This is a genomic window from Halomonas daqiaonensis (assembly GCF_900109725.1).
GTDB lineage: Bacteria > Pseudomonadota > Gammaproteobacteria > Pseudomonadales > Halomonadaceae > Halomonas > Halomonas daqiaonensis.
Genome location: NZ_FOBC01000002.1, coordinates 266,847 through 291,102 on the forward strand (window position 1 = coordinate 266,847; position 24,256 = coordinate 291,102).

Here is a 24,256-nt window from a genome sequence, read left to right on the forward strand (position 1 = left end):
GATCAGGCTCCTTCACTTTCTAGTTCGACATCGGCGCCCTGGGTCTCGGCCTGGCTGGTCCCCTCACGGAACCGCGCCAGGTAATCACCGAAGCCTTCCGGGCTCAGCCAGAACTGCAGCATGTTGGTCACGCCGTTGCTGGTCAGGGTGGCACCGGAGAGGGCATCGACCTCGGTCTCGCCGCTAGCACCGCCCTTGACCAGGCGGATCGCGGGATCAAGCTCACCTTGCTCGTCGAAGATCTCCTTGCCTTCCCATTGGGCCTGCCAGCGCGGGTTGTTGACCTCGCCCCCAAGCCCAGGGGTCTCGGCGTGCTCGTAGTAGGTGATGCCGACGATGGTGTTGCCGTCGCCTTCCACGGAGAGGAAACCGCGCATCAGCCCCCACAGCCCCTGGCCACGAATCGGCAGGATGATCTGCTCGGGATCGTCCGGATCGCCCACCAGGTAGACCGTCGAATACTTCTCGACACGCGTCAGGCCTGCCGGATCTCTCTCGCCGGAGAGGGTGCGAGACGCCGCCGGGTCGCGACGCGACTCGAAGGCGTTGTAGGTATCCGGGTCGTGCTCCGCGGAGTACTCACCGGTCTCCAAATTAACCACCCGCGGCGTGATCATGGACTCGTAGGTCTCGTTCACGTCCATGCCGGACTCGTAGAGATTGGCCACCTCGAGAATGTTGGTCTTGCGGTCGAGCTCCTGGTTGAACTGCTGCTTCGAACGCAGAGCCACCGCCGCGGTGGAGACGATGATCGAACACACGATACAAAGTGCGAACGCCACCGTCAGGATCTTCTTGATGGAGTTATTGCTCTGTGCCATCAGGCAGTCTCCTCGGCCGGCACACCGGTGCGCTGCATGCGGCGCTTGATGTTGGCCTGTACAAAGAAGTGATCGATCAGCGGGGCGAACAGGTTGGCGAACAGGATCGCCAGCATGATGCCTTCGGGGAACGCCGGGTTGACGACGCGGATCAGCACCGTCATGACGCCGATGAGCGCGCCGAAGATCAGGCGGCCCTGGTTGGTCATGGAGGCAGACACCGGGTCGGTCGCCATGAACACCATGCCGAAGGCGAAGCCGCCCACTACCAGGTGCCAGTACCAGGGCATGGCGAACATCGGGTTGCTGTCGGAGCCGATCATGTTGAAGAGCGCACTGGTCGCCACCATGCCCAGGAAGACGCCGAGCACGATTCGCCAGGAAGCGATCTTGGTCCACAACAGCACGACCGCACCGATCAGGATCGCCAGGGTCGAGGTTTCACCCACCGAACCCGGCACGAAGCCAAGGAAGGCATCCCACCAGCTCCACTGGCTGGAGAGAGCCGCCATGCCGTCCTGGAAGGCGACGGAAAGCGCAGTCGCGCCGCTGTAGCCATCGGCCGCCACCCAGATCGCGTCACCGGAAATCTGTGCCGGATAGGCGAAATACAGGAAGGCACGGCCGGTCAGCGCCGGGTTGAGGAAGTTCTTCCCGGTGCCGCCGAAGATCTCCTTGCCGATCACCACACCGAAGGTGATGCCCAGTGCCACCTGCCACAGCGGAATGGTGGCGGGCAGGATCAGGGCATACAGCACGGAGGTGACGAAGAAGCCCTCGTTGACCTCGTGACCACGCTTGATGGCAAACAACACCTCCCAGAAACCGCCGACCACGAAGGTCACCAGGTAGATGGGGAGGAAGTAGGTGGCGCCCAGCACCAGGTTGGACCACAGGCTATCCGGATCATGGCCGCCGGCGAGGGTCATGGTGATCGCCTCGCGCCAGGTGCCCATGGAGGCAAAGCCATCGGCGATGGCTGCGTTGGCCATCCAGCCGGCGTTCCACATGCCAAAGATCATCGCCGGGAAGGTGCACAACCAGACGGTGATCATGATGCGCTTGAGGTCGACGCCGTCACGCACGTGAGCGGTGGTCTTGGCCACATCGGGCGGGGCGTAGAAGATGGTGTCAACCGCCTCGTAGAGGGGGTAGAACTTCTCGTACTTGCCACCCTTGTGGAAGTGGGGTTCGAGATTGTCGAGTGTCTGTCGGATACCCATCATCAGGCCTCTTTCTCGATCAAGGTGAGGTTGTCACGCAGGATGGGACCGTACTCGTACTTGCCGGGGCACACATAGGTGCACAGTGCCAGGTCCTCTTCATCCAGCTCCAGGCAGCCGAGCTGCATCGCCGACTCGATGTCGCCGACGATCAGCGAGCGCAGCAGTTGGGTGGGCAGGATGTCCAGCGGCATCACCTCTTCGTACATGCCCACCGGTACCATGGCGCGCTCGGAGCCGTTGGTCGAGGTGGTCGGCGCGTAGTGGTTCAGGCCGGTGATCTTCGACAGGTAGATCCCCATCACCGAGTGGCGATTCTTGCCGAGCGACAACCAGCCCATCCAGACGCGCTTGTTGCCTTCCTCGAGCAGGCTGACCTGATCGTGAAAGCGCCCCAGGTAGCGCAGGCTGCCCTCGCAGGTGGCACCGGCGAACACCGAGCCGGAGATCACACGGGTGCCATCGGGGTCGATCACCTCACCCTCGAGAAACTCTTCGGTACTGGCGCCGATCCGGGTACGCAGCAGGCGGGGATTTTCGGCACGCGGGCCACCCACGGCGATCACGCGTTGGACATCCAGCTTGCCTTCGGCAAACAGCTTGCCGAAGGCGATGACATCCTGATAGCCGATGTGCCAGACCCGCTTGTGCAAGGCCACGGGCGAGAGGTGATGGATGTGGGTGCCCACCAGGCCGGCGGGATGCGGGCCGGCGAACGTCTCGTGCTGCACACCCTTGACGTCACTGCCCGGGACGCGAGCATCCGGCGCCGTGCAGAGATAGACCTGACCTTCAGTCAGGCGGGCCAGCACCTTGAGCCCGTCCTCGAAGGCATCAACCTGCTCGTTGATGATATCGGCGGGATTGGCGGCCAGCGGATGGGTATCGATGGCCGTGACGAAGATATCGGTCGGTGAGCTATCGATGGCCGGGGTACGCGAGTAGGGCCGGGTACGCAACGCGGTCCACAGCCCCGACTCGATCAGTTGGTCGACGACGGCCTGACGCTCGAGGCCCTCGAGCTTGTCGCGACCGTGAGCCGTGAATTCCACCGCCTCCTCGGTTTCGTCGACCTTGATGACCACCGAGAGCAGCTTGCGCTTCTCGCCGCGGTTGATAGCGACTACCTCGCCGGCCGCCGGCGCCGTGAAGCGCACCCCGTCGATCTTCTTGTCGGTGAAGAGCAGCTGGCCCAGCTTGACCCTGTCCCCCTCACTGACCTCCATGGTCGGCTTCATGCCGACATAGTCGGTGCCCAGGACAGCCACATGGCGTACCGGTCGCGCATCCTCGATGCGTGCCTCCGGCGTCCCCGCGATGGGGAGATCCAGGCCTTTCTTGACTTCGATCATAGTCTCGCCCAGTTGATGGATCGGATAGATGAAGAAAGGGGTTCGAATGGATTCGAATTCTTCTATTTTCAGTACGTTACCAGTCAGGCCCGAGGCACGCACGGACCACCCCGAAAAATCCATCATATTATAAAGACAAGCGTAAAGCATGACCACTTGCCCTATGGTCGCAAGGCCGGTTTCGAGGCAAGGGGAAGATTGTCGCAGGAGGGAGATGCAAGAAGTAAAGGGGCAAGGAGATGACTCCCCTTGCCCCCTAGATCCGTGGCGGCTGGCCGTTGGCCGTCAGGCCTTGGCGTGCGGAAGCTTGAGGAAGTGCACGTTGGAGACGTGCTGCAAGATGCGGATCACCTGACAGCTGTAGCCGAATTCGTTGTCGTACCAGACATAGACCACCGCATTCTTGCCATTGGCGATGGTCGCCTTGGCGTCGACGATGCCGGCATGTCGGTTGCCGACGAAATCGGTGGAGACCACCTCGGGCGAGTCGACGAAATCAATCTGCTTCTGGTAAGGCGAGTCCAGCGACATCCGGCGCAGGAAGTCGTTGAGCGCCTCGGCATCGGTCTCCTTCTCCAGGCGCAGGTTGAGAATTGCCATTGAGACGTTGGGCGTCGGCACGCGAATGGCGTTGCCGGTCAGCTTGCCGGCAAACTCCGGCAGCGCCTTGGCGACCGCCTTGGCGGCACCGGTCTCGGTCAGCACCATGTTGAGCGGGGCGCTGCGGCCGCGACGATCGCCCTTGTGGTAGTTGTCGATCAGATTCTGGTCGTTGGTGTAGGAGTGCACGGTCTCCACGTGGCCATGCTCGACGCCGAACTCGTCGTTGAGCACCTTGAGCACCGGCACGATGGCATTGGTAGTGCACGAGGCTGCGGAGAGGATACGATCCTGCTCACCGATATCCTGATGGTTAATGCCGTAGACGATGTTGGCGATGTCGCCCTTGCCCGGGGCGGTGAGGATCGCCTTGGCCACGCCCTTGCACTGAATATGCTGACCCAGGCCCGCCTCGTCGCGCCAGATGCCGGTATTGTCGACCACCACGGCGTTATCGATGCCGTAGGCGGTGTAGTCGATCTCGGTGGGCGAATCGGCATAGATCACCCGGATGACGTTGCCATTGGCGGTGATGGTGCGTGCTTCGGCGTCAACGCTGATGGTGCCGTCGAAGGGGCCATGCACCGAATCGCGACGCAGCAGGCTGGCGCGCTTCTCCAGGTCCTTGGCGATATCACCACGACCGCGCACGACAATGGCTCGCAGGCGCAAAAGGTTGCCGCCGCCTGCCTTCTCGACCAGCACGCGCGCCAGGATCCGGCCGATGCGGCCGAAGCCGTAGAGCACAACGTCCTTGGGCTGGCCGTTGTGGCCGTCGGGATCGTGAGCATCGACGATCTCGGACAGCTCGTCGCGCAGGAAGGCCACCGGGTCGCTGTTCTGCGCCTTGAAAGCCACCCCGAGCTTGCCTACGTCGACATGCGCCGGACCCAGGTTGAGCTCGGTCATCGCCTTGATCAGCGGGAAGGTGTCCTGCACGGACAGCTCTGTCCCCTCGATCTTCCGTACGTAGCGGTGATCCTTGAGGATGCGGATCACGCTGCGGTTGAACAGCGACCGCCCGAACATGGTCACGACCACGTTGTTGTGACGATAGAGGCTGCCGATCATCGGGATCATCTGCTCGGCGATCGCCTGATTGTCGTGCCATTCCTGGAAGACGGTATCGAGGGTTTGCTGACTCACGGGTGACCTCAGTCTGGTGATAACAAGGGGGAAGATACCGCTGCATTATCCGGGGCGGCACCTGCCGGGGCAATCGCAGGATGGTCGCACCTGCTGTAGGCGATTTACAGAATTCCGCTGCTGACTACAGGACAACCGCGAGGCTGGTATCATGCCCCATTTCTGCACCCCGCTCACGACCACGGTTGGGTAACCGATAGCATGACGAACTTCTCGCCGCTCGACCCGCCGCGCCCCCAGGGGCTGCGCGACATTCTCTACTGGCAGACGCCGTCGGGCAGCGCCACGGCCCTAGCCCTGGCCCACCTGGCCGAAGATGCCCCGCTGCTGGTGATCACCCCCGATACCGCCACGGCCCAGCGCCTGGAGAATGACCTGGGCTTCTATGGCCACCTGCCGGTGCTACCCTTCCCCGACTGGGAGACGCTGCCCTACGACAGCTTCTCGCCGCATCAGGACATCGTCTCGGAGCGGCTGCGCACCCTGCGTCGGCTGCAGGACGGCGAGCACGGCATCGTGCTCGCGGCCATGAATACCCTGATGCAGCGCTTGCCGCCGGTGGACTATATCGCCGGGCGCGTGATGACGCTGGAAACCGGCCAGACCCTGGACCGCGAGGGGTTCCGCGACGCCCTGTCGCGGGCCGGCTACCGGGCCGTGGAAACGGTCTATGAGCCCGGCGAATACGCGCTGCGCGGGGCGTTGATCGACCTCTTCCCGATGGGCACCGAGGCGCCACTGCGCATCGACCTGTTCGACGATGAGATCGACACCCTGCGCCACTTCGATCCGGATACCCAACGCAGCCAGGACAGAGTCGAGCGGGTGGAGCTTCTGCCCGCCCACGAATACTCGCTGTCACGCAGCGCCATCGCCTGCTTCCGCGAAGGCTTCGAGACGCTGTTCGATGTCGACCCCCGCCAGTGCCCGCTTTACGTTGACGCCCTCAAGGGGATCCCTTCGCCAGGGCTGGAGCAGTACCTGCCGCTGTTCTTCGAGGAGACCGCCACGCTCTTCGAGCACCTGGCCGAGGGCACAAGGGTCGCCATGCTGCCCGGGGTATTCGAGGCCGCCGAACATCACTGGGAAGCCATCGAGAGCCGCTACGAGAACCTCGGAGTCGATCCCACTCGCCCACTGCTGCCGCCTCATCGCGCCTTCGTGCCCGTCGCCGAGGCGTTCGGCGCCATCAAGCGCCATCCCCGGGTGGCCCTGACGGACGATGCGGGGCATCGGCATGCCGTGGCGCCGGCCACCCGAATGCCACCGACGGTGGCGGTGAATGCTCGGGCCAAGCGTCCGCTGGCTGACCTGGAAAACTTTCTCGCCGAACACTCGGCCACCCGAGTGCTGTTCGTCGCCGAGTCGCGAGGCCGACGCGAGGCCCTGGAGGAGACCCTGGGCCCACTGAGGCTCGAGCTGCGCCATGTGGTGGACTTCCCGGCCTTTCTGGCCAGCGATTCGCGCTTGGCGATCACCGAGGGCGAGATCGATGCCGGCCTGTGGCTGACCGACCCGGACCTGGCGGTGATCAGCGAGACCGAGCTGTTCGGCGAGGTGGTCCGCCAGAGCCGCCGCCGGGAGCGCTCCACCGATGACAGCGAACTGGCGATCCGCCATCTCTCGGAGCTGCGTCCTGGCGCCCCGGTTGTCCACCAGGCCCACGGCGTGGGCCGCTACAAGGGACTCGAGACGATCGAGGCCGGCGGCCAGCCCGCCGAGTTCGTGACCCTGGAGTATGCCGACGGAGCACGCCTCTATGTGCCGGTGGACAACCTGCACCTGATCTCGCGCTACGCCGGGGCCGACGACGAGCTGGCACCACTGCACCGGCTGGGCTCGGACCAGTGGGAGAAGGCAAGGCGACGCGCCGCCGAGAAGATCCGCGACACGGCCGCCGAACTGCTCGACATCTATGCCCGTCGCGAGGCCCGTGAGGGCTTCGCCTGTGCACCGCCCGATGCTGAGTATGCCCGCTTTGCGGCCAGCTTCCCGTTCGAGGAAACGCCCGACCAGCGCGCGGCCATCCAGGCCGTGATCGGCGACATGACCGCCCCGCGCCCCATGGATCGAGTCGTCTGCGGCGATGTAGGTTTCGGCAAGACGGAGGTTGCCATGCGGGCGGCCTTCCTGGCCGTGCACTCCGGTCGCCAGGTCGTGGTACTGGTGCCCACTACCCTGCTCGCCCGACAGCACTACGAGAACTTCCGTGACCGTTTTGCCGACACGGCGGTGAACATCGAGCTGATCTCGCGCTTCACTGAGGGCAAGGGGCAAGCCGCCTCCCTGAAGCGTATCGAGGCGGGTCAGACGGATATCGTCATCGGCACCCACAAGCTGCTGTCGAAGAGCACCAAGCTCCCCCACATGGGACTGCTGGTCATCGACGAGGAGCATCGTTTCGGCGTGGCCCAGAAGGAGCGCCTCAAGAGCCTGCGGGCCGAGGTGGACATCCTGACGATGACCGCCACGCCGATCCCGCGCACACTGAACATGGCCATGAGCGGCATCCGCGACCTCTCGATCATAGCCACCCCCCCGGCCCGGCGCCTGTCGGTGAAGACCTTCGTCCAGCAGCGTGACGAGGCGGTGATCAAGGAGGCGATCCTGCGCGAGATCCTGCGCGGCGGTCAGGTCTACTTCCTCCACAACGAGGTCAAGACCATCGAGACCGCCGCCGAGACGGTGCGCGAGCTGGTGCCCGACGCCCGGGTCGGCGTCGCCCACGGGCAGCTGCCGGAGCGTTCGCTGGAGCGGATCATGTCCGACTTCTATCACAAGCGCTTCAACGTGCTGGTCTGCTCGACCATCATCGAGACCGGTATCGATGTGCCCAGCGCCAATACCATCGTCATCGAGCGTGCCGACAAGTTCGGCCTGGCCCAGCTCCACCAGCTGCGCGGCCGGGTCGGGCGTAGCCACCACCAGGCCTATGCCTACCTGCTGGCCCCGCCGCCCCGGATGATGAGCAAGGATGCCGTCAAGCGACTGGAAGCCATCGCCGGCGCCGAGGATCTGGGCGCGGGCTTCACCCTGGCCAGCCACGACATGGAGATCCGCGGCGCGGGCGAACTGCTTGGCGAGGACCAGAGCGGCCAGATGGAAGCGGTGGGCTACGGCCTCTATATGCAGATGCTCGACCGGGCCGTGAAGGCGATCCGCGAGGGCCGCACACCCAACATCGAGGCACCACTAGAGCAAGGCGTCGAGGTCAGCCTCAACCTGCCGGCCTTGATTCCCGACGACTACCTCCACGACGTTCAACAACGCCTGGTGATGTACAAGCGCATTTCCAGCGCCAATGACGAGGCCGAACTCAAGGAGCTTCAGGTGGAGATGATCGACCGCTTCGGCCTGCTGCCGGCTCCGGTGAAGACTCTGCTGCGCCAGACCCGTCTTCGCCAGCGAGCCGAGCGCCTGGGCATCACCCGCCTGGAGGCCGGCCCCGAGAAAGGCCGAGTGATCTTCGGTAGCCAGACCGCCGTCGACCCGCTGGTGCTGGTGGAGCTGATCCAGCGCGCCCCGGATCGCTACCGCCTGGATGGCGCCGACACCCTGCGCTTCGAGGCGCCGATGGAGAAGGAAGAGGCCCGCTTCCAGGCCGTGGAACAGCTCCTTGATACCCTCAACCGCAAGGCAGAGGCGGCGTGATGAGCCGCGGCCAAGCAGCCGGGCTGGCGGATTCCTGCCCGGACGGGCGATACTATAAGACGCTCAGGATGGGTGCATCGCAGCCCCTGACCAACGGCAACCACGAGAACATGACGTCGATGAAGCATTCTTCCCCACTCGGGCGCGTCGCCCGATTCGCAACGGTGCTGGGTCTCTGCGCCACGCTGGCCACACCCCTCCAGGCCAACTCCGAGGAGTGGCCGCGCGGTTACTACCCCCTTCCCGAGGAAGGGGACCTGGTCGGCGAGGTCTATAAGGTCGTTGCCAAGAGCGGCGACACCCTGATCGATATCGGCCACAGGCACGGTATCGGCTATGAGGAGATGGTGCGTGCCAACCCGGACGTCAGCATCTGGGCGCCCTTCGAGGGCACCGCGGTCGTGATTCCCGGCCGCTTCATCCTCCCCGAAGGGCCACGCGAGGGCGTGGTGGTCAATGTGGCGGAGATGCGTCTCTACTACTACCCCCCGGCGGATGAGAGCGAGACGCCACGCGTCGAGACCTACCCCATTGCCGTCGGTCGCATGGATTGGAAGACCCCCCTGGGCACTACCCGCATCACCGAAAAGGTCAAGAACCCGGCCTGGTACCCACCGGCGTCGATCCGTCGCGAGCATGCCGAAGCTGGCGATCCTCTCCCCAGCGTGGTGCCACCGGGTCCCGACAACCCGATGGGCACCCGCAAGATGCGCCTGGGCATTCCCGGCTACCTAATCCATGGCACCAATCGCCCCGAGGGCGTCGGTATGCGGGTGACCCATGGCTGCATCCGCATGCTGCCCGAGGACATCGAGGCGCTCTTTCCCCGCCTGCCCATCGGTACCCAGGTCAAGCTGATCAACGAGACACTCAAGCTCGGATGGGCCAATGGCACCCTGCACGTCCAGGCCTATCCCTATCTGGACGAGGAGGACGGCACTACCATCCAGCGCATCACCGAGGCCCTCGCCCAGGTCGACACGGCGACCAGCGGGCTAGACTACCCGGTGGACTACGCTCGCCTTCGCGAGGTCGTGGAGGTGCCACGTGGCATGCCCGTGGCCCTCGACGCCTCCACGCCGGAATCAACCCCCGAAACACTCTGGGACCGCCTGGAACTGATCGCCGCCGAGACCGGCGTTCGCGAGAGCCAAGCCGAGGAAGGCTGAGTCTCCAACAAGGGCTCCATGCTCCCATAGCGTTAATGGCATCTTGCACCAAAAACAGAGGCCTCGCCGTAACCGGCGAGGCCTCTGTCTTGAAGGTCCTACTACCGCCCTGACGGGCGGTCGAGAACGATCACTTACGCATGGAACGCTCGAACATGCGGTTCATCTCTTCGCGGTTCTGCTCGGACATCTGCAGGGCCGCACGAGCGTCGCGCTGTGCCTGGTTGGCAGTGTTCTGCGCCTGGGTGGCGATGCTGCGTGCTTCAGCTGCGTCGGCCTGTGCAGACTCGGCGGTCATGCGAACCTCTTCCAGGGCGCTGGTAGAGGCACAACCGGCCAGGACGGCCAGGGATGCGGCTGCGGCAGTCAGCTTCAGGGTAGTCTTCAGAGTCATAGTGTTCTCCTTGAGTCTTCCTTGGGTAGTGCATTGATGTTGCCTGAGAATCAGGCTTCCTGCAAAAGCAGGCCTTCTTGCAGCGACTTCTGCTGCGAAGCACAGGAGCCAAACGCTGTTTTATAATATGCAACAGCGCTTGTCCACAGCTTAGAACGTCCCCAGCGAATGTAAAGCCTAGCGGATCACGACGCGTGTGCCAATGTCGATCAGCGACGACAGACGCTCGACCTGCGAGTCGGTCACCGCCACACAGCCATCCGTCCAGTGGAATCGCTCATGGATATCGGGGTCCCCCTTGCCGACCCCGTGAATACCGATGAAGCCGCCGAGTACCGTATCTTGGGGAGGATAGCCGTGCCGACGGTAGTAGGCGAAGTAGTCGTCATACGCCTGCTGGCTATACACCCCCGCCTCCAGCGCCATGCGGGCATGGATCGGGGTGGGATAGTCGAGCCCGATGAAAATGTGGAACTTGCTGTTGTGATTGAAACGGTTGACCCGGAACTCGCCGAGTGGCGTAGCGCGGTCCCCCCGCTGGCGCTGGGGCCTGGCACCACCGCGGCCCAGCGAGACCGGCTCGAAGCGTTCGAGCAGCCGGTTACCACGATAGACGCTGAGGGCCGCCTCGCGGTCCTCGACCAGCACCCATAGCTCGCTGTCGTGGCGAGGGACGATGGCGCGGGACAACAGGTTATCCATCGGGCTGGCGAACGCCTGCGGGGCCAGCAGCAGCAAGGGCGAACTCAGTGCCAGCAGGCCGAAGCGGCGACGGGACAAGTGCTTCATCGGTGACGTCTCTGGAGCATGCAGGAAATGAAAGGCATCGCAGTGCCAGCCGTTATACAGGACTGGCCCGCGACTGTCAGGAGGGAAGCGCGAGTACACCAGACCCGTCCTGCCCGGCTCGTCAGCCAGGCAGGATAGCACCCATCCTGAAGACCTCGCGCAGGGAGGTGATGCCGGCGGCGGCCTTGGCCAGGCCATCGGCAATCATCAGGGTCTCTCCCCGTTCTCGCAGGCTATGTCGCAGAGCGGCGTCATCGGCGTGGCGCAGTAACTGGGCATGATCTTCTTGAGTAGGCTGCCAGATCTCGAATATCCCGGTACGCTCTTTGTAGCCCAAGCCATCACAGTACTCGCAGCCTACCGGGACCCAGGCCTGGTCGGGCACCTCGAGCCCAACCGCCTCGAGCCACTCGACATCCCGGGACGGCGTGGGCCACTGTTCACGACAGTGCTCGCAGAGACGGCGCACCAGGCGTTGAGCGATCACCATGCCGAGAGTGGCGCTGATCTCGGCATCCTCCAATCCCAGTTGTCGCAACATGGAGACAGCCCCCACGGCATCGCGACTGTGCAGGGTCCCCATCAGGGACCGACCGCTGCTGGCCACACTGACGGCCGCCGCGGCGGAGCCCGTGTCGCGGATCTCGCCGATCAACACATAGTCCGGATCCAGGCGCAGCATGGAACGCGTGCCGGTAGCGAAGTCGAGGCCGTTCTTTGCGTCCACCTGGATCTGGTTGATGCCAGGGATGGAATACTCCACCGGATCCTCGAGCGTCACCACGTGACTGTCGGTGAGGCGCAGTTGGTTGAGCAGGGTGTAGAGGGTGGTGGTCTTGCCGGCACCGGTGGGGCCTGCCACCAGCAGCATACCGCCGGTTGCATCCATCCAGCGGCGTATTCCCCGAGCCCCCTGCTCGCCGATTCCCAACGAAAGGGTGTCATGGAAGGTACGGGGAGGCGCAAGAAAGCGGATGGCCAGTTTCTCCCCGGCGACACAGTGCACAGCGGTGACCCTCAGAAATATCTCTTCCACGCCCTCTTCGTCGGAGGTCCAACTGAAGCTGCCGTCCTTGGCGATTTTCGAAGGCATGGGGTCGAGCCCGGCAAGCACCTTGAACTGATTGGCCAGCTGAGCTCCATTCCCGACATCGAGATCCAGGACATCGATGACTCGGCCGTCGATACGCAGGCGAATGCGCCATCGCTCTCGGGAAGGGTCGAGATGAATGTCGGTGGCCCTTGCCCGGGCGGCATCCTCCAGAAGCACATGCGCCGCCAGGGTGTCGTCTTCAGCGCCGGATGGATCGGCGAGCCGTGCCTCGAGACGCGGCAGGAACTGGCGCCTTGCCAGCTGCCGTTCACTCGCCATCAGTCGAGACGCTCGACGATAAACTGGGACATCAGCTTGTCGGTACGTCCACGCAGATGCATCTCGGTCTTGTCGAAGGGAAAGCGATCGATATAGTCCTGGTTCACCGGTGGTTTGTGAACATGCACTAAGGCCGCCTCGAGGCGCTCGCGATAGACATACGTCGCCGCCGCCACGCTATAGCAGAGGGTCTCCCCGGCCTCGAGCCGATTGATCCACTTATCCCGCAGCTCATGATGGCGAATACGTTGACGCACGTCGCCGGATTCACCGATATAGAGCAATCGCTCGATGCCGGGCTCACCTTCGGCGGCGGCCGTACCGGCATAGACACAGAAGATTCCCGATACATCAGGAATCTCGCCAAGCTGCTCGTCCGTCCAGTAGCCCAGCAGCTTGAGTGACAGGATCTGATCCGACATCGCTTTCTCCTCAGTAGTCCTCGAGTCCTTGTATATCGCAGGCAATGCACCGAACCTCGGCCTTCACGCATGCCCGCTCGACACGATGAGCATACAGGTACTGCAGCGTCCTGTGCATGGGCAGTGCCGGAGAAAGCACATCCTGCAGGCTAGCGGATTGTCCGGCAAATGCCCTGATATGGGCAGGTATACATGCCTTCATCCTAGCCAAGCCGCCTTCAACACGCTTGACGCATATCAACTCGTGGGCTTGATGGCCCGCGAAGAACGCTGTACGTCTCGCCCCCAGACGTCAGCCGAACAGCCCCTGGCTACGCAGGTAGTCGTCGTAACTGCCGCTGAAGTCGATGACCCCCTGTTCGCTCATGTCCAGAACGCGGGTCGCCAGGGACGAGACGAACTCGCGGTCATGGCTGACAAAGATCAGCGTGCCGGGGTAGTTTTCCAGTGCCAGATTGAGCGCCTCGATGGATTCCATGTCCAGGTGATTGGTCGGCTCGTCCATCAGCAGCACGTTTGGCCGAGTCAGGGCCAGCTTGCCGAACAGCATGCGGCCCTGCTCGCCACCGGAGATCACCTTGACCGACTTGCCGATGTCGTCGCTGGAGAACAGCATCCTACCCAGGGCGCCGCGCACTTCCTGCTCGCCGCCCTGGGTCCACTGAGCCATCCACTCGAACAGAGTGGCCTGATTGGCGAAGTCATCCGCGTGGTCCTGGGCGAAAACGCCGAGTTCGGCACTGTCAGTCCAGCGCACGGCGCCGGCGTCGGGGTGCAGCTCCCCGCCCAGGGTACGCAGCAGGGTCGTCTTGCCGATGCCATTGGGGCCGATGATAGCGATGCGTTCGCCGGCTTCAACTGTCATCGACAAGCGCTCGAAGAGCGGCGCCTCCTCGCCGAAGCCCTTGGTGATCGACTCGACGTTGACCGCGTTGCGATGGATCTTCCTGGCTTGCTCGAAGCGAATGAAGGGACTGACTCGGCTGGACGGCTTGATGTCCTCGAGCTTGATCTTGTCGATCTGCCGCGCCCGGGACGTCGCCTGCTTGGCCTTGGAGGCATTGGCCGAGAAGCGGCTGACGAACTGCTGCAGTTCGGCAATCTGCGCCTTCTTCTTGGCGTTGTCGGCGTGCTGGCGTTCGCGCACGGCGGTGGCGGCCGTCATGTAGTCATCGTAGTTGCCGGGAAACAGCGTGATCTCGCCATAGTCCAGATCTGCCATGTGAGTACAGACGCTGTTGAGGAAGTGACGATCGTGGGAAATGATGATCATGGTGCTGCTGCGCGCCGTGAGCATGTCCTCCAACCAGCGGATGGTGTTGATGTCCAGGTGGTTGGTGGGCTCGTCGAGCAGCAGCACATCGGGGTCGGCAAACAGCGCCTGGGCGAGCAACACGCGTAGCTTCCAGCCCGGCGCGATCTCGCTCATGGGGCCAGTATGCTGGTGCAGCGGGATGCCGAGCCCCAGAAGCAGCTCGCCGGCCCGGGGTTCGGCGGTGTAGCCGTCGAGCTCGGCGAAGCGCACCTCCAGGTCGGCCACGGCCATGCCGTCCGCCTCGCTCATCTCGGGAAGCGAGTAGATGCGCTCGCGCTCGGCCGCGACCTGCCACAGCTCGGCATTGCCCATGATAACGGTGTCGATGACTCGCTCGTCCTCGAAGGCAAACTGATCCTGTCGCAGCTTGCCAAGCCGGGCACCGGACTCGACCATCACCTGCCCCGAGGAGGGCTCCAGGTCACCGCCGAGGATCTTCATGAAGGTGGACTTGCCGCAGCCGTTTGCCCCGATCAGGCCGTAGCGGTTGCCATTGCCGAACTTGACGGAGACATTCTCGAATAGCGGCTTGGCGCCGAACTGCATGGTGATATTGGCGGTGGAGATCAATGAGGGGTCCAATCAGCGCAAGGAAACGGGGGCAGGATTGTACAGGTTATCGCCGCCGCTCACACCCGACGGTGCCTAGAGCAACAACTCCCCTTCGATAGGCACGAAGCGGCTGGCCGCGCGGATCAGCGAGTCGGCGGTGAGCCGCTCCACGCCGACCACCTCCACCACCACCCCGTGGCGCTCGCGCATCCGCTCGACCAGCAGATCGAAATCGCCATCGCCCGAAACCAGCACCACTCGGTCGACCAGTGGCGCTGCCTCCATGGCATCCAGGGCGATACCCACATCCCAGTCACCCTTGGCCGAGCCATCACGGCGCTGGATGAAGGGCTTGAGCTTCACGGTGAAGCCGATACCGCGCAGGATGGCCTGGAACTGTTGCTGGCGGGGGTCGCCGCGCTCCACCGCGTAGGCGTTGGCCACCACCACCTCGCGATCGGCCGCGAAGTGTGCCCAGAAGGTGTTGTAGTCGAAATGTCGGCTGAAGGCCTGGCGGGTGGTGTAGTAGACGTTCTGGACGTCGACGAAGATGGCGACGCGCTCCCTGGCCGCCTGGCGCGACGTCGCTACCACTCCTCGCTGGTCTCGCGCAGGGCGGCGATTTCGGCCTTGGCCTCGGTGAGGCACCATCGCAACTCGTCATTCAGCGCCGCACCGCTGCCCACGGCAATCAAGCCGTGAGCAGCACCCGTGGCGCGACGGGCCACGCCGTCGCTGCCATGCAGGGCCTCGAGCTTGTCGATCAACCAGGCCAGCCAGTTGTCGGGACGCGCGGCCAGTTCACGCAGGCGATGCAGCTCGGCGATGCCGGCACCCTCGGGGCCGAGCAGCTGGCGCCAGTCATGTCGCCCCAGCTGGGCATGCTCGGTGACCTCACGCAGCAGCGATTGCAGCGCCAACTCGGTAAGTGCCAGGCTGCCCTCCTCCGCAGCCATGCGCCTTGCCTCCGCATGCTCGTCATCGCCTGACGGCAGTGCGAGCAGCAGCTCCGCCTGATAGAGCAGCTGGTTGGTGCGCGATCTCGGGGTCACTTGCGCTTGTCCTCCACCTGCCACTTACTGCCATCGAAGGTCGCTTTCCAGCCAGTGGCCTTGCCACCCTCGTCGGTCATCACGAACTGCTCCTTGGCCTTGCGAGAGAAGCGGATCTGCGCCGGGCGGCCGTCCGGATCCTCGCTGGGGGCGTCGAGCAGGTAGCGGTACTTGTCGGGCAGCTCCTCGGCATGGGCCTTGAGCTCCTTGACCAGCGGCGGGCGGGTCTCACGGTTCTTGGGGAACTTGCTGGCCGCCAGGAAGAGGCCGCTTGCACCGTCGCGCAACACGTAATGGTCGTCGACCTTCTGGCACTCGAGCTCCGGCATGGGGATGGGGTCCATCTTGGGTGGCGCCACCTCGCCGCTACGCAGCAGCTTGCGGGTGTTCTTGCACTCGCTGTTGGTGCAGCCGAAGTACTTGCCGAAACGCCCGGTCTTGAGTTGCATCTCGCTGCCGCACTTGTCGCACTCGATGGTCGGGCCATCATAACCCTTGATACGGAACCGGCCCTTCTCGACCTCATAACCGTCGCAATCCGGGCTGTTGCCGCAGATGTGCAACTTGCGAGTCTCGTCGATCAGGTAGCTGTCCATGGCAGTACCACACTTGGGGCAGCGATGCTTGGCCCGCAGCGCATCGGTCTCGGCGTCCTCGCCCGCATCGGCTGCCACCGCCTCGTCCCCGGGCAGCAGGTCGATGGTAGTCTTGCAGCGCTCCTTGGGTGGCAGATTATAGCCGGAGCAGCCCAGGAAGACCCCGGTAGAGGCGGTGCGGATCTGCATCTTGCGCCCGCAGGTCGGGCAGTCGATATCGGTAGGCACCGGCTGATTGGGACGCATGCCCTCATCGCTCTCGGCCTCCTCGAGCTCCTTCTTGAACTTGGCATAGAAGGCATCGAGCAGTGCCTGCCAGTTGCGCTCTCCCTCGGCCACGTCGTCGAGGCCATCCTCCATGCGGGCAGTGAAGGAGTAGTCCATCAGGTCGGGGAAGGACTCCTTGAGCCGTTCGGTGACGATGTCGCCAAGCTTCTCGGCATAGAAGCGCCGGTTCTCCAGCTTGACGTAGCCGCGATCCTGGATGGTGGAGATGATCGAAGCATAGGTAGAGGGACGGCCGATGCCGCGCTTCTCCAGTTCCTTGACCAGGCTCGCCTCGGTGTAGCGGGCCGGCGGCTTGGTGAAGTGCTGCTGGGGATCGAGCCGCTCCAGGGTCATGGGCGTGCCTTCGGCGAGGTCCGGCAGCGACTGGTCCTCCTCCTTGCGCCCCATCGGCTTCATCACCCGGGTGTAACCGTCAAACTTCAGCACCCGCCCCTTGGCACGCAGCTCGAAGCCATCGACCTCGACGGTCAGGGTGCTGGAGAGGTATTCGGCCGGGGTCATCTGACAGGCCACGAATTGGCGCCAGATCAGCTCATAGAGGCGCTCGGTGTCGCGTTCCATACCGGCCAGGTCAGTGGCACGGCGCCCCACGTCGGAGGGGCGGATGGCCTCATGGGCTTCCTGGGCACCCTCCTTGCTGGAATAGCGATTGGGCGCCTCGGGCAGGTAGCGAGGCCCGAACTCCTCACCAATGAACTCGCGAACATTCTCCACCGCGTCCTTCGAGAGGTTGGTGGAGTCGGTGCGCATGTAGGTGATGTAGCCGGCCTCGTAGAGGCGCTGGGCCAGGGTCATGGTCTTCTTCACCGAGAAGCCCAGCCGCCCACTAGCCGCCTGCTGAAGCGTCGAGGTGATGTAGGGCGCATTGGGCTTGGAGCGCGTGGGCTTGTCTTCCCGCGCGGTGATCGCCAGGCTCGCCTTGCGCAGCGAAGCGATTCGCTCCAGCGTCTCGGCCTCGGAAGTAGGTCGGAACGCCTTGCCGTCCTGGCGGACCAGCTCGAAGCGCACCGGTGTCGGGTCCTCACCGTCAGGCAGCAGATCGGCATGGACGTCCCAGAACTCTTCGGGGATGAAGGCGTGGATCTCGCGCTCGCGTTCAACGATCAGGCGGGTCGCCACCGACTGCACCCGGCCAGCAGATAGGCCACGGGCGATCTTGGCCCAAAGCAGCGGCGATAGCATGAAGCCCACTACCCGATCGAGGAAGCGACGCGCTTGCTGCGCCTCGACACGCGGGATGTTCAGGCTACCGGGATCCTGAAAGGCTTCCTGAATGGCGTTCTTGGTGATCTCGTTGAACACAACCCGCCGGTAGCGGTCCTCGTCGCCACCGATCGTCTCACGCAGGTGCCAAGCGATGGCCTCACCCTCGCGGTCAAGGTCGGTGGCCAGATAGACCGTATCGGCCTTCTCGGCGAGCTTCTTGAGCTCGGCCACCACCTTCTCCTTGCCTGGCAGTATCTCGTAATGCGCCTTCCAGCCATGCTCGGGATCGATGCCCATACGCCGGATCAACTGGTCGTGGGCCTTGTGCTTGCGGTGCTCGGCCTTTTCCTCCGGGGACATCTTGCGGGTCACCGCGGCCTGACGAGCACGCTCCTTGGGGTCCGAGGCCGCCTTGCCGGCGCCGCTGGTCGGCAGGTCACGGATATGCCCCACACTCGACTTCACGATGAAGTCGTTGCCGAGATACTTGTTGATCGTCTTGGCCTTGGCCGGCGACTCGACGATGACCAGTGACTTGCCCATAGTGCTCCACTGTGCTGATGGCGCCCGCTCAATGGCGTGCGCAAGACGGTTTCGGCCCGCCCTCTCTGGCGGGTGAAAAATGCGCTTACCCTACCCCAGCGATTATCTTCACGCCAGTCGAAGCCAGAGCCCCTCGCTACAGTCAACCTACAGCCAATGGCGATAACCCTGAGCGGGGTGCCCTCTTGACCCTAGTCTCCCGGGCACCATCACGCCAAGCCGGTTAAAGCACCCTTCAACGAAAGCGCCCCCGCCAGACGGGGGCGAGGACGCGGGTACTACAACGTGGGGAGATCAGCTTTTGCCGGGCTTGCGGGGCGTACGCCGCCGCTGTGTGCCGCGGCTGGCGGGCTTGCGCTTGGCCGATGCCTTGGTGTTAGGCGTCGTTGCCTGGCTGGCCGTTGATTCCGAAGCTGCCTCACTGGTCGTCTCCTGCACCGGACCATCCGAGGCGGGCTCAGTGACCGGTTCTTTCACCGGAACCTCGGAGACGGCCTCAGAAGACGACTCTTGCACCGGTGCCTTCGGGGCGTCGGAGGCTACCTCAGGGACCACTTCTTGCGCAGCAGACTCCTCCGGGGCTGCCACGCTGGCCACCTCATTCGATGCGGCTAACGCTGAGGTTGCAGCCGGCACCGGCTCGGCAACGGGCAACGACTCCATCAGGTCTTCCACCTCGCGGCGTGCGAGTTGCCCGGCCTGCGCCTGGCTGGCCACGTTCACCTGGGCATCTTGACGGGCGTCCTGCTCCTCCTGGGGAGCATGCCGGATGGCCTGGCGGAACAAGCCCTTGATGCGTTCGAAGCGATCCGCCGCGCGCTCGCTGAGTTCACCGCTGGCCGCCAGCACCTGTTCGATATGGGCCAGGTGGGCCTCGATCTGGTCGGCCGTCTCTCCTCTCAGCAGGCCCGGGATAGCCTCAAGTGCTGCCTTGTGATCCTGCTGGAGGGTGAAGAACTGCTCACGCACCAGGTGCTTGAAGTCGGCCAGCTGGATGCCCGGTTCGAGCTCGGCCCGCGAAGCCCGCAGCTGCTTGAAGTTGCGATCGTCGGTAGCCGGGGCTCCCCCGAGCACGTGGATCACCGAACGCATGACCGCCTCGTGGCTGCCGCCCTCGGTGATCGCGTGATGGACCTCGTCACGGCGACGCTCGATGAAGCGACGGTGCTCGGGTTCGGCCCCCGGGCGACGACGATGCGCGTGGGCATCACCGCCCAGGCCGACCATGGCCTGCAGCATCGGCTGGCCATAGAAGTCGAGGAAGAGCCGCTCGCTGCTGCTGTCGCGAAAATCGCGCCAGGCGTTCAGGCTGCGGGTAATCTGGTCGGAGAAGATGCCCTCCACTGCGCGGAAGACGTTGTCCTCGTGAACCGGATGGCGGTCGGCACGCACCTTCTCGGCCAGTACCGGGATCGCGGTCATCAACGGGTTGCGATCGGACAGCAGGCGGTAGCCCATGCGGTTGGGGTGCATGCGCCGCATCCACTTCGCCGACTCCGGGGTCGCCATCGCCTGGACCCAGGGCTGCATGAAGTAGCGGTAGAATCCCAGGTTGATCTCGGAGATCCGCGCCACGGTGGCAAAGCGGGTGTCGTCCTCGGGGCGGTGCTGGACTTCCCTGTCGAGTTCCTCGATGGTCCGTGGCGAAAACTCCAGCAGATAGTCGCGCTCGATTAGCTCGGCATCCTCGCGCTCGGAAGCACTCGAGACCGTGGTCTCGTAGAGGCCGGGCGGCAGGACGTCGATGTAGTCCATGTTGGCGGTGAACTCGGCATGCTCCTTACGGGAAACGCTGCCGGATACGAAGATGCCCAGGTGACCGGTGGTGTCGTGAACGCAGTAGACGATGGTCTGCTCGTTGGCGATCACGTCCTCGACCCCCTCGTAGAGGTCGCGTACCCAGCCCAGGGCCTGGGGCGGCGGCGTGATGTCATCGCCCTTCGAACAGAACACCACCACCGGTGAGCGCACGTTGCGCAGGTCGATACGACGCCCGTCCGAAGTCACCAATTGGGCGGTGGAGAGGCGATTGCCAACGAAGAGGTTGTCAACGATGTACTGGATCTCGTCACCACCCAGTACGACGTGACCACCCCACCAGCGTTCGAATTCCAGATAACGTTCCGCCTCGGTGTCGACCTGGGCGTAGAGCCGATATTGCTTGCTCCACCAGGTGTTGGCCGGGTTCAGGCGCTCGAAGTTCTGCACCAGCCAGGCACCATCGAAGAGCCCGGCGCCCATGTCACTCAACAGCGAGGTCATCCAGCTGCCGCCGCTCAGGCCACCGGTATAGCGCATCGGCGCCTTGCCGCGCTCACCGGCCCAGTAGGAAAGCGGCGCGCCGGCGATAAGAATCGGACCGAAGAGTTCAGGCTCGAGGGCGGCAGCCATCATGATCTGCCAGCCGGCCTGGCAGTTACCGACCACGATGGGCTTCTCAGAGGTCTCCGGATGGCGCTCGATGACATGGCGCAGGAAGGCAACCTCGGCCTCGACCACGTCCTCGACGGTCTGCCCCGGAACCGGATAGGGCAGGAACCCGATGAAGTAGCAGGGATGCCCCGCGCGCAGGGCCACGCCGAGCTCGCTGTCGGGCTTGAAGCCGCCGATGCCCGGACCGTGACCGGCACGCGGATCCACCACCACAAAGGGTCGCATCTGCAGATCGGTCTCCACGCCCTCGGGAGGCAGGATGCGCAGTAGCTCGAAGTTGACCGGGCGGGCCAGATTGCGCCCATCCATCAGCACCTCGGAATCGAAGCCCAGCACATTGGGCTTGGTCTTCTCGATATGCTCGAGATACTGGTTACCGCGCTGGCGCATGACGTCCATGAAGAGCACGCTGCGTTCAAGGGTGTCGCGCCAGTAGTCATAGGCGGCTCGTCCGAAACCGAACGGATCCACGAAGGGCAGCACATTGGCTGGAGGAGTCGGTATCAGGGAATTCATCTTGAGCTCCAAGGTTGCTCGGTACAGGGGGCATCCCCTGGGCGATGCATGTAATCGGGCTTTGTTGCAGTGCAATATAACGCATGAAGAGAGGCGCTGCGAGCATCGGATGCCGATGTCCTAAGCTGCCTTCAGGGGCCCGCATCGCGCCTCCGGCTGTCAAGGGGCGCGAATCTTGTGGTATTTTATCATTTTGCGGCCCGCATAACCGCGTGATCATTCGACGTACCAGGCTGCCTTGAACCGCCGAGCGGCGCACTCCCCTGAAAAACCGCGGCAGCGCCCACATGGCATGGCATCGACAGCCAGCGAGAAAAGAGGCTCACAGCTATGAGCGACACCCCCTCCCCACGCGTCTCCAGCGGCGAGAAGTACCGCAACGATCATGGCACGGCCGCCATCAAGGATGGCATGAAGGTTCGTCGCCAGATCGAGGGCGGTGGTGCCGACGGCCGCAAGCCGAAATGGCTGCGGGCGCAGATTCCTGGCGGCGAGCGCTTCGAGGCAGTCAAGAAGAATGTGGCGACTCACCGCCTCAGCACCGTCTGTGCCGAATCGCACTGTCCCAACCAGGGCGAATGCTGGAGCAACGGCACCGCGACCATCATGCTGATGGGCTCGGTGTGCACCCGCGCCTGCCGCTTCTGTGCCGTGGATACCGGCAACCCCAGGGGCTGGCTGGACGCTGAGGAGCCGGAGAATACCGCTCGGTCCGTCGAGCTGATGGGCCTGCGCTATATCGTGCTGACCTCCGTGGACCGCGACGATCTCCCGGATGGTGGCGCCACCCATTACGCCGACTGCATCCGTGCCATCAAGGCCCGCACGCCGGAGGTGGTCGTCGAGGCGCTGACCCCGGACTTTGATGCCGAGCCCTCGGCGATCGAACGGGTCGTCGATTCGGGGCTTGAGGTCTTCGCCCAGAACGTCGAGACCGTCGAGCGGCTCACCGGGCGGGTCCGTGACCCCCGGGCCGGCTACCGCAAGACGCTGGATGTGCTGGCCCACGCCAAGCGCCACCGGCCGCAGGTGATCACCAAGACCAGCCTGATGCTGGGTCTCGGCGAAACCGAGGAGGAAATCCTTACGACCTTCGACGACCTGCGGGCCATCGGCGTCGATATCGTAACCCTGGGACAGTATCTGCGCCCCACGCGTAACCACCTCCCGGTGGAGCGCTGGGTCACCCCGGAGGAGTTCGAGCGCTATCGCGTCCTGGGCCTGGAGAAGGGCTTCATGGAGGTGCCCTCCGGCCCTCTGGTGCGCTCCAGCTACCGGGCTGATCGAGTGTTCGAGAAGAACAACCTGGGCCTGGCCGCGCCCGCCGCAGTACCCGGCCAGCAAGCCGATCCCAATCGCATCGATGCCGTGAATGTCGGGTAAGAGCTAACCACAGCGCCACTCAGCCGCGACGCAAGTCGAGACGTTCGCTTCTACAGATTGACAAGTTCCCGCCCCAACTCTCGCGCCAGGCACTCTGCCAGGCGCTCCCCTATCGCTTCGACGCCAGAGCAGTCATCGCTCAGGTCGGCCAACCGTGTCATGGCCAAGCCGGCATAACCGCAGGGGTTGATCCTCGAGAACGGCGAGAGATCGCCGTCCACGTTGAGGGCCACCCCATGGAAGCTGCTGCCGCGACGAATCCTCAACCCCAGGGACGCGATCTTGGCCTCCCCCACATAGACGCCGGGCGCGTCAGGCCGAGCATGAGCTATCACCCGATGCTCGGCCAGCACGGCAATCACAGCATTCTCCAACGCCGAGACCAGATCGCGCACACCCAGCCGTGAGCGCCTCACGTCGAGCAGCGGATAGAGCACGACTTGGCCGGGGCCGTGGTAGGTCACCTGCCCACCGCGATCGGTAGCTACGACTGGGATATCGCCGGGCATCAGCAGGTGTTCGGGTTTGCCGGCCTGCCCCTGGGTAAACACCGGCTCGTGCTCGACCAGCCAGAACTGGTCGGGAGTTGCCGCATCACGCCCATCGGTAAGGTCGCGCATGGCCTGCCAGACGGGGGTATAGGGACGCCGGCCAAGGCGATGCAGCTGGATCGGCGAAAGCTCGCTTTCGCTTGTCATCAGACGACCATATGCACGCGACCGGTAGCCTTGAGATCATCGAAGAGCGCCTTGAGCTGAGCTTCACCGGTGGCGCGTATCGTCAGGCGTACCGACAGGTAGCGACCCTGGCGACTGGGGACTACCTGGATGGCAGCCGCATCGAAGCTCGGATCATGCCGGATGACGATCTGGCAGACCGTGGCGGCGAAATCGTCGGCGGCATCGCCGACAACCTTGAGCGAATAGTCGCAGGGGAAGGTGATCTTCGGCGGCTTACCTCCCGCCTGGCGACGGGGCTTGCGAAAATCACGCAGGGAATCGTCGTTCATGAAGCCTTCTGGCGAGTCGTGGATATTGATGATTTTACGCAACCCGGCGCGGAGAGACCAACGCCGGGCGGAGACAAAGGCTATCTCAGAAAGTGAGTCGAGTCGGGGCTGACCTAAGGAACCGCTGAACAATGCTGTTCTGGGTAGTTGAAGAGCCAAAATGGCCCGATCATCGCTTCAGCGATCCCTACCTGACCACCTCAGGTGGTCTGTTTTACCCGACAGCCGGGTTATCCGGCTGCCAGGCCGGATTCAAGACACACTGACCCCGTCAACGCGTCCCTGGCATCGTCCTGCCACCACCAGATTGCCGAGAGCAAACAGGGTGAACAGCTGCGCCTGGTTCTTGGCCAGCCCCTTGTAGCGAACCTTCCGGTAGCCAAAGAGGTTCTTGATGACATGAAACGGATGCTCGACCTTGGCC

At 63.9% G+C, this 24,256-nt stretch carries 19 protein-coding genes; 3 read left to right on the forward strand and 16 right to left on the reverse strand.

Translation table 11 applies throughout. The annotated features are described in order from the left end of the window. Positions 1–2: 2 nt before the first annotated feature. The 4 genes from BMY30_RS02585 to BMY30_RS02600 form a co-directional block, all read right to left on the reverse strand. The gene (locus tag BMY30_RS02585) at positions 3–821 is read right to left on the reverse strand and encodes a Na(+)-translocating NADH-quinone reductase subunit C (protein ID WP_089710290.1); all 819 of its coding nucleotides are present in this window, start codon (positions 819–821) and stop codon (positions 3–5) included. Then, positions 821–2,047 carry an NADH:ubiquinone reductase (Na(+)-transporting) subunit B gene (locus BMY30_RS02590; RefSeq protein WP_089710292.1) on the reverse strand — a complete coding sequence of 409 codons (1,227 nt, stop codon included), beginning with the start codon at positions 2,045–2,047 and terminating at the stop codon, positions 821–823. The genes BMY30_RS02585 and BMY30_RS02590 overlap by 1 nt, the downstream gene beginning before the upstream one ends. Then, positions 2,047–3,396 (reverse strand): Na(+)-translocating NADH-quinone reductase subunit A, encoded by a 1,350-nt coding sequence (locus BMY30_RS02595; RefSeq protein ID WP_089710355.1) that lies wholly within the window; start codon positions 3,394–3,396, stop codon positions 2,047–2,049. The genes BMY30_RS02590 and BMY30_RS02595 overlap by 1 nt, the downstream gene beginning before the upstream one ends. Before the next feature lie 285 nt (positions 3,397–3,681). After that, positions 3,682–5,142: a glyceraldehyde-3-phosphate dehydrogenase gene (locus BMY30_RS02600; protein ID WP_089710293.1), complete on the reverse strand. Its 1,461-nt coding sequence runs from the start codon at positions 5,140–5,142 to the stop codon at positions 3,682–3,684. A 201-nt stretch (positions 5,143–5,343) separates the two neighbouring features. On the opposite strand from BMY30_RS02600, the gene mfd reads away from it, so the two are divergent. Together mfd and BMY30_RS02610 are read left to right on the forward strand one after the other, a co-directional pair. Further along, positions 5,344–8,793 (forward strand): transcription-repair coupling factor, encoded by a 3,450-nt coding sequence (gene mfd / locus BMY30_RS02605; RefSeq protein ID WP_089710296.1) that lies wholly within the window; start codon positions 5,344–5,346, stop codon positions 8,791–8,793. 68 nt (positions 8,794–8,861) lie between these two features. Then, entirely contained in the window at positions 8,862–9,962 is a 1,101-nt protein-coding gene (locus tag BMY30_RS02610; protein ID WP_244516099.1) for a L,D-transpeptidase family protein, read from the forward strand. Positions 9,963–10,092: 130 nt separating this feature from the next. Here BMY30_RS02610 and BMY30_RS02615 read toward each other — a convergent pair whose 3' ends face one another. The 9 genes from BMY30_RS02615 to BMY30_RS02655 all read right to left on the reverse strand — a co-directional run bounded on the left by BMY30_RS02615 (position 10,093) and on the right by BMY30_RS02655 (position 21,440). Beyond that, the gene (locus tag BMY30_RS02615; RefSeq protein ID WP_089710298.1) at positions 10,093–10,356 is read right to left on the reverse strand and encodes an Lpp/OprI family alanine-zipper lipoprotein; all 264 of its coding nucleotides are present in this window, start codon (positions 10,354–10,356) and stop codon (positions 10,093–10,095) included. 177 nt (positions 10,357–10,533) lie between these two features. After that, a complete protein-coding gene (locus BMY30_RS02620; RefSeq protein WP_089710300.1) occupies positions 10,534–11,145 on the reverse strand; it encodes a L,D-transpeptidase family protein in 612 nt (203 codons plus the stop codon). A gap of 121 nt (positions 11,146–11,266) precedes the next feature. Then, positions 11,267–12,517, reverse strand: coding sequence for a GspE/PulE family protein (locus BMY30_RS02625; protein ID WP_089710302.1), 1,251 nt, complete (start codon positions 12,515–12,517; stop codon positions 11,267–11,269). After that, the gene (locus BMY30_RS02630; RefSeq protein ID WP_089710304.1) at positions 12,517–12,939 is read right to left on the reverse strand and encodes a GIY-YIG nuclease family protein; all 423 of its coding nucleotides are present in this window, start codon (positions 12,937–12,939) and stop codon (positions 12,517–12,519) included. Before BMY30_RS02630 ends, BMY30_RS02625 begins: the two co-directional genes overlap by 1 nt. A 292-nt stretch (positions 12,940–13,231) precedes the next feature. After that, positions 13,232–14,824, reverse strand: coding sequence for an ABC-F family ATPase (locus tag BMY30_RS02635; RefSeq protein WP_089710306.1), 1,593 nt, complete (start codon positions 14,822–14,824; stop codon positions 13,232–13,234). Between the two features lie 75 nt (positions 14,825–14,899). After that, entirely contained in the window at positions 14,900–15,400 is a 501-nt protein-coding gene (locus tag BMY30_RS02640) for a LabA-like NYN domain-containing protein (protein ID WP_244516100.1), read from the reverse strand. Further along, on the reverse strand, positions 15,394–15,858 hold the full coding sequence (locus tag BMY30_RS02645; RefSeq protein WP_089710310.1) for a DUF6586 family protein: 465 nt from the start codon (positions 15,856–15,858) through the stop codon (positions 15,394–15,396). The genes BMY30_RS02640 and BMY30_RS02645 overlap by 7 nt, the downstream gene beginning before the upstream one ends. Beyond that, on the reverse strand, positions 15,855–18,491 hold the full coding sequence (gene topA / locus BMY30_RS02650) for a type I DNA topoisomerase (protein WP_089710311.1): 2,637 nt from the start codon (positions 18,489–18,491) through the stop codon (positions 15,855–15,857). Before topA ends, BMY30_RS02645 begins: the two co-directional genes overlap by 4 nt. A gap of 294 nt (positions 18,492–18,785) precedes the next feature. Further along, the gene (locus BMY30_RS02655) at positions 18,786–21,440 is read right to left on the reverse strand and encodes a DUF3141 domain-containing protein (protein WP_089710313.1); all 2,655 of its coding nucleotides are present in this window, start codon (positions 21,438–21,440) and stop codon (positions 18,786–18,788) included. A 330-nt stretch (positions 21,441–21,770) separates the two neighbouring features. Here BMY30_RS02655 and lipA point away from each other — a divergent pair, with 330 nt between their 5' ends. Next, complete coding sequence (gene lipA / locus BMY30_RS02660) at positions 21,771–22,823, forward strand: lipoyl synthase (RefSeq protein ID WP_089710315.1); 1,053 nt, start codon at positions 21,771–21,773, stop codon at positions 22,821–22,823. A gap of 50 nt (positions 22,824–22,873) precedes the next feature. Here the strand turns inward: lipA and lipB are convergent, their stop codons facing one another. The 3 genes from lipB to BMY30_RS02675 all read right to left on the reverse strand — a co-directional run. Continuing rightward, the gene (gene lipB / locus BMY30_RS02665; RefSeq protein WP_089710317.1) at positions 22,874–23,521 is read right to left on the reverse strand and encodes a lipoyl(octanoyl) transferase LipB; all 648 of its coding nucleotides are present in this window, start codon (positions 23,519–23,521) and stop codon (positions 22,874–22,876) included. Next, positions 23,521–23,832, reverse strand: a complete 312-nt coding sequence (locus tag BMY30_RS02670; protein ID WP_089710318.1) for an HP0495 family protein — start codon at positions 23,830–23,832, stop codon at positions 23,521–23,523. The genes lipB and BMY30_RS02670 overlap by 1 nt, the downstream gene beginning before the upstream one ends. 252 nt (positions 23,833–24,084) lie before the next feature. Then, the coding region (locus tag BMY30_RS02675; RefSeq protein WP_139195461.1) for a transposase at positions 24,085–24,256 on the reverse strand (172 nt) is incomplete at its 5' end.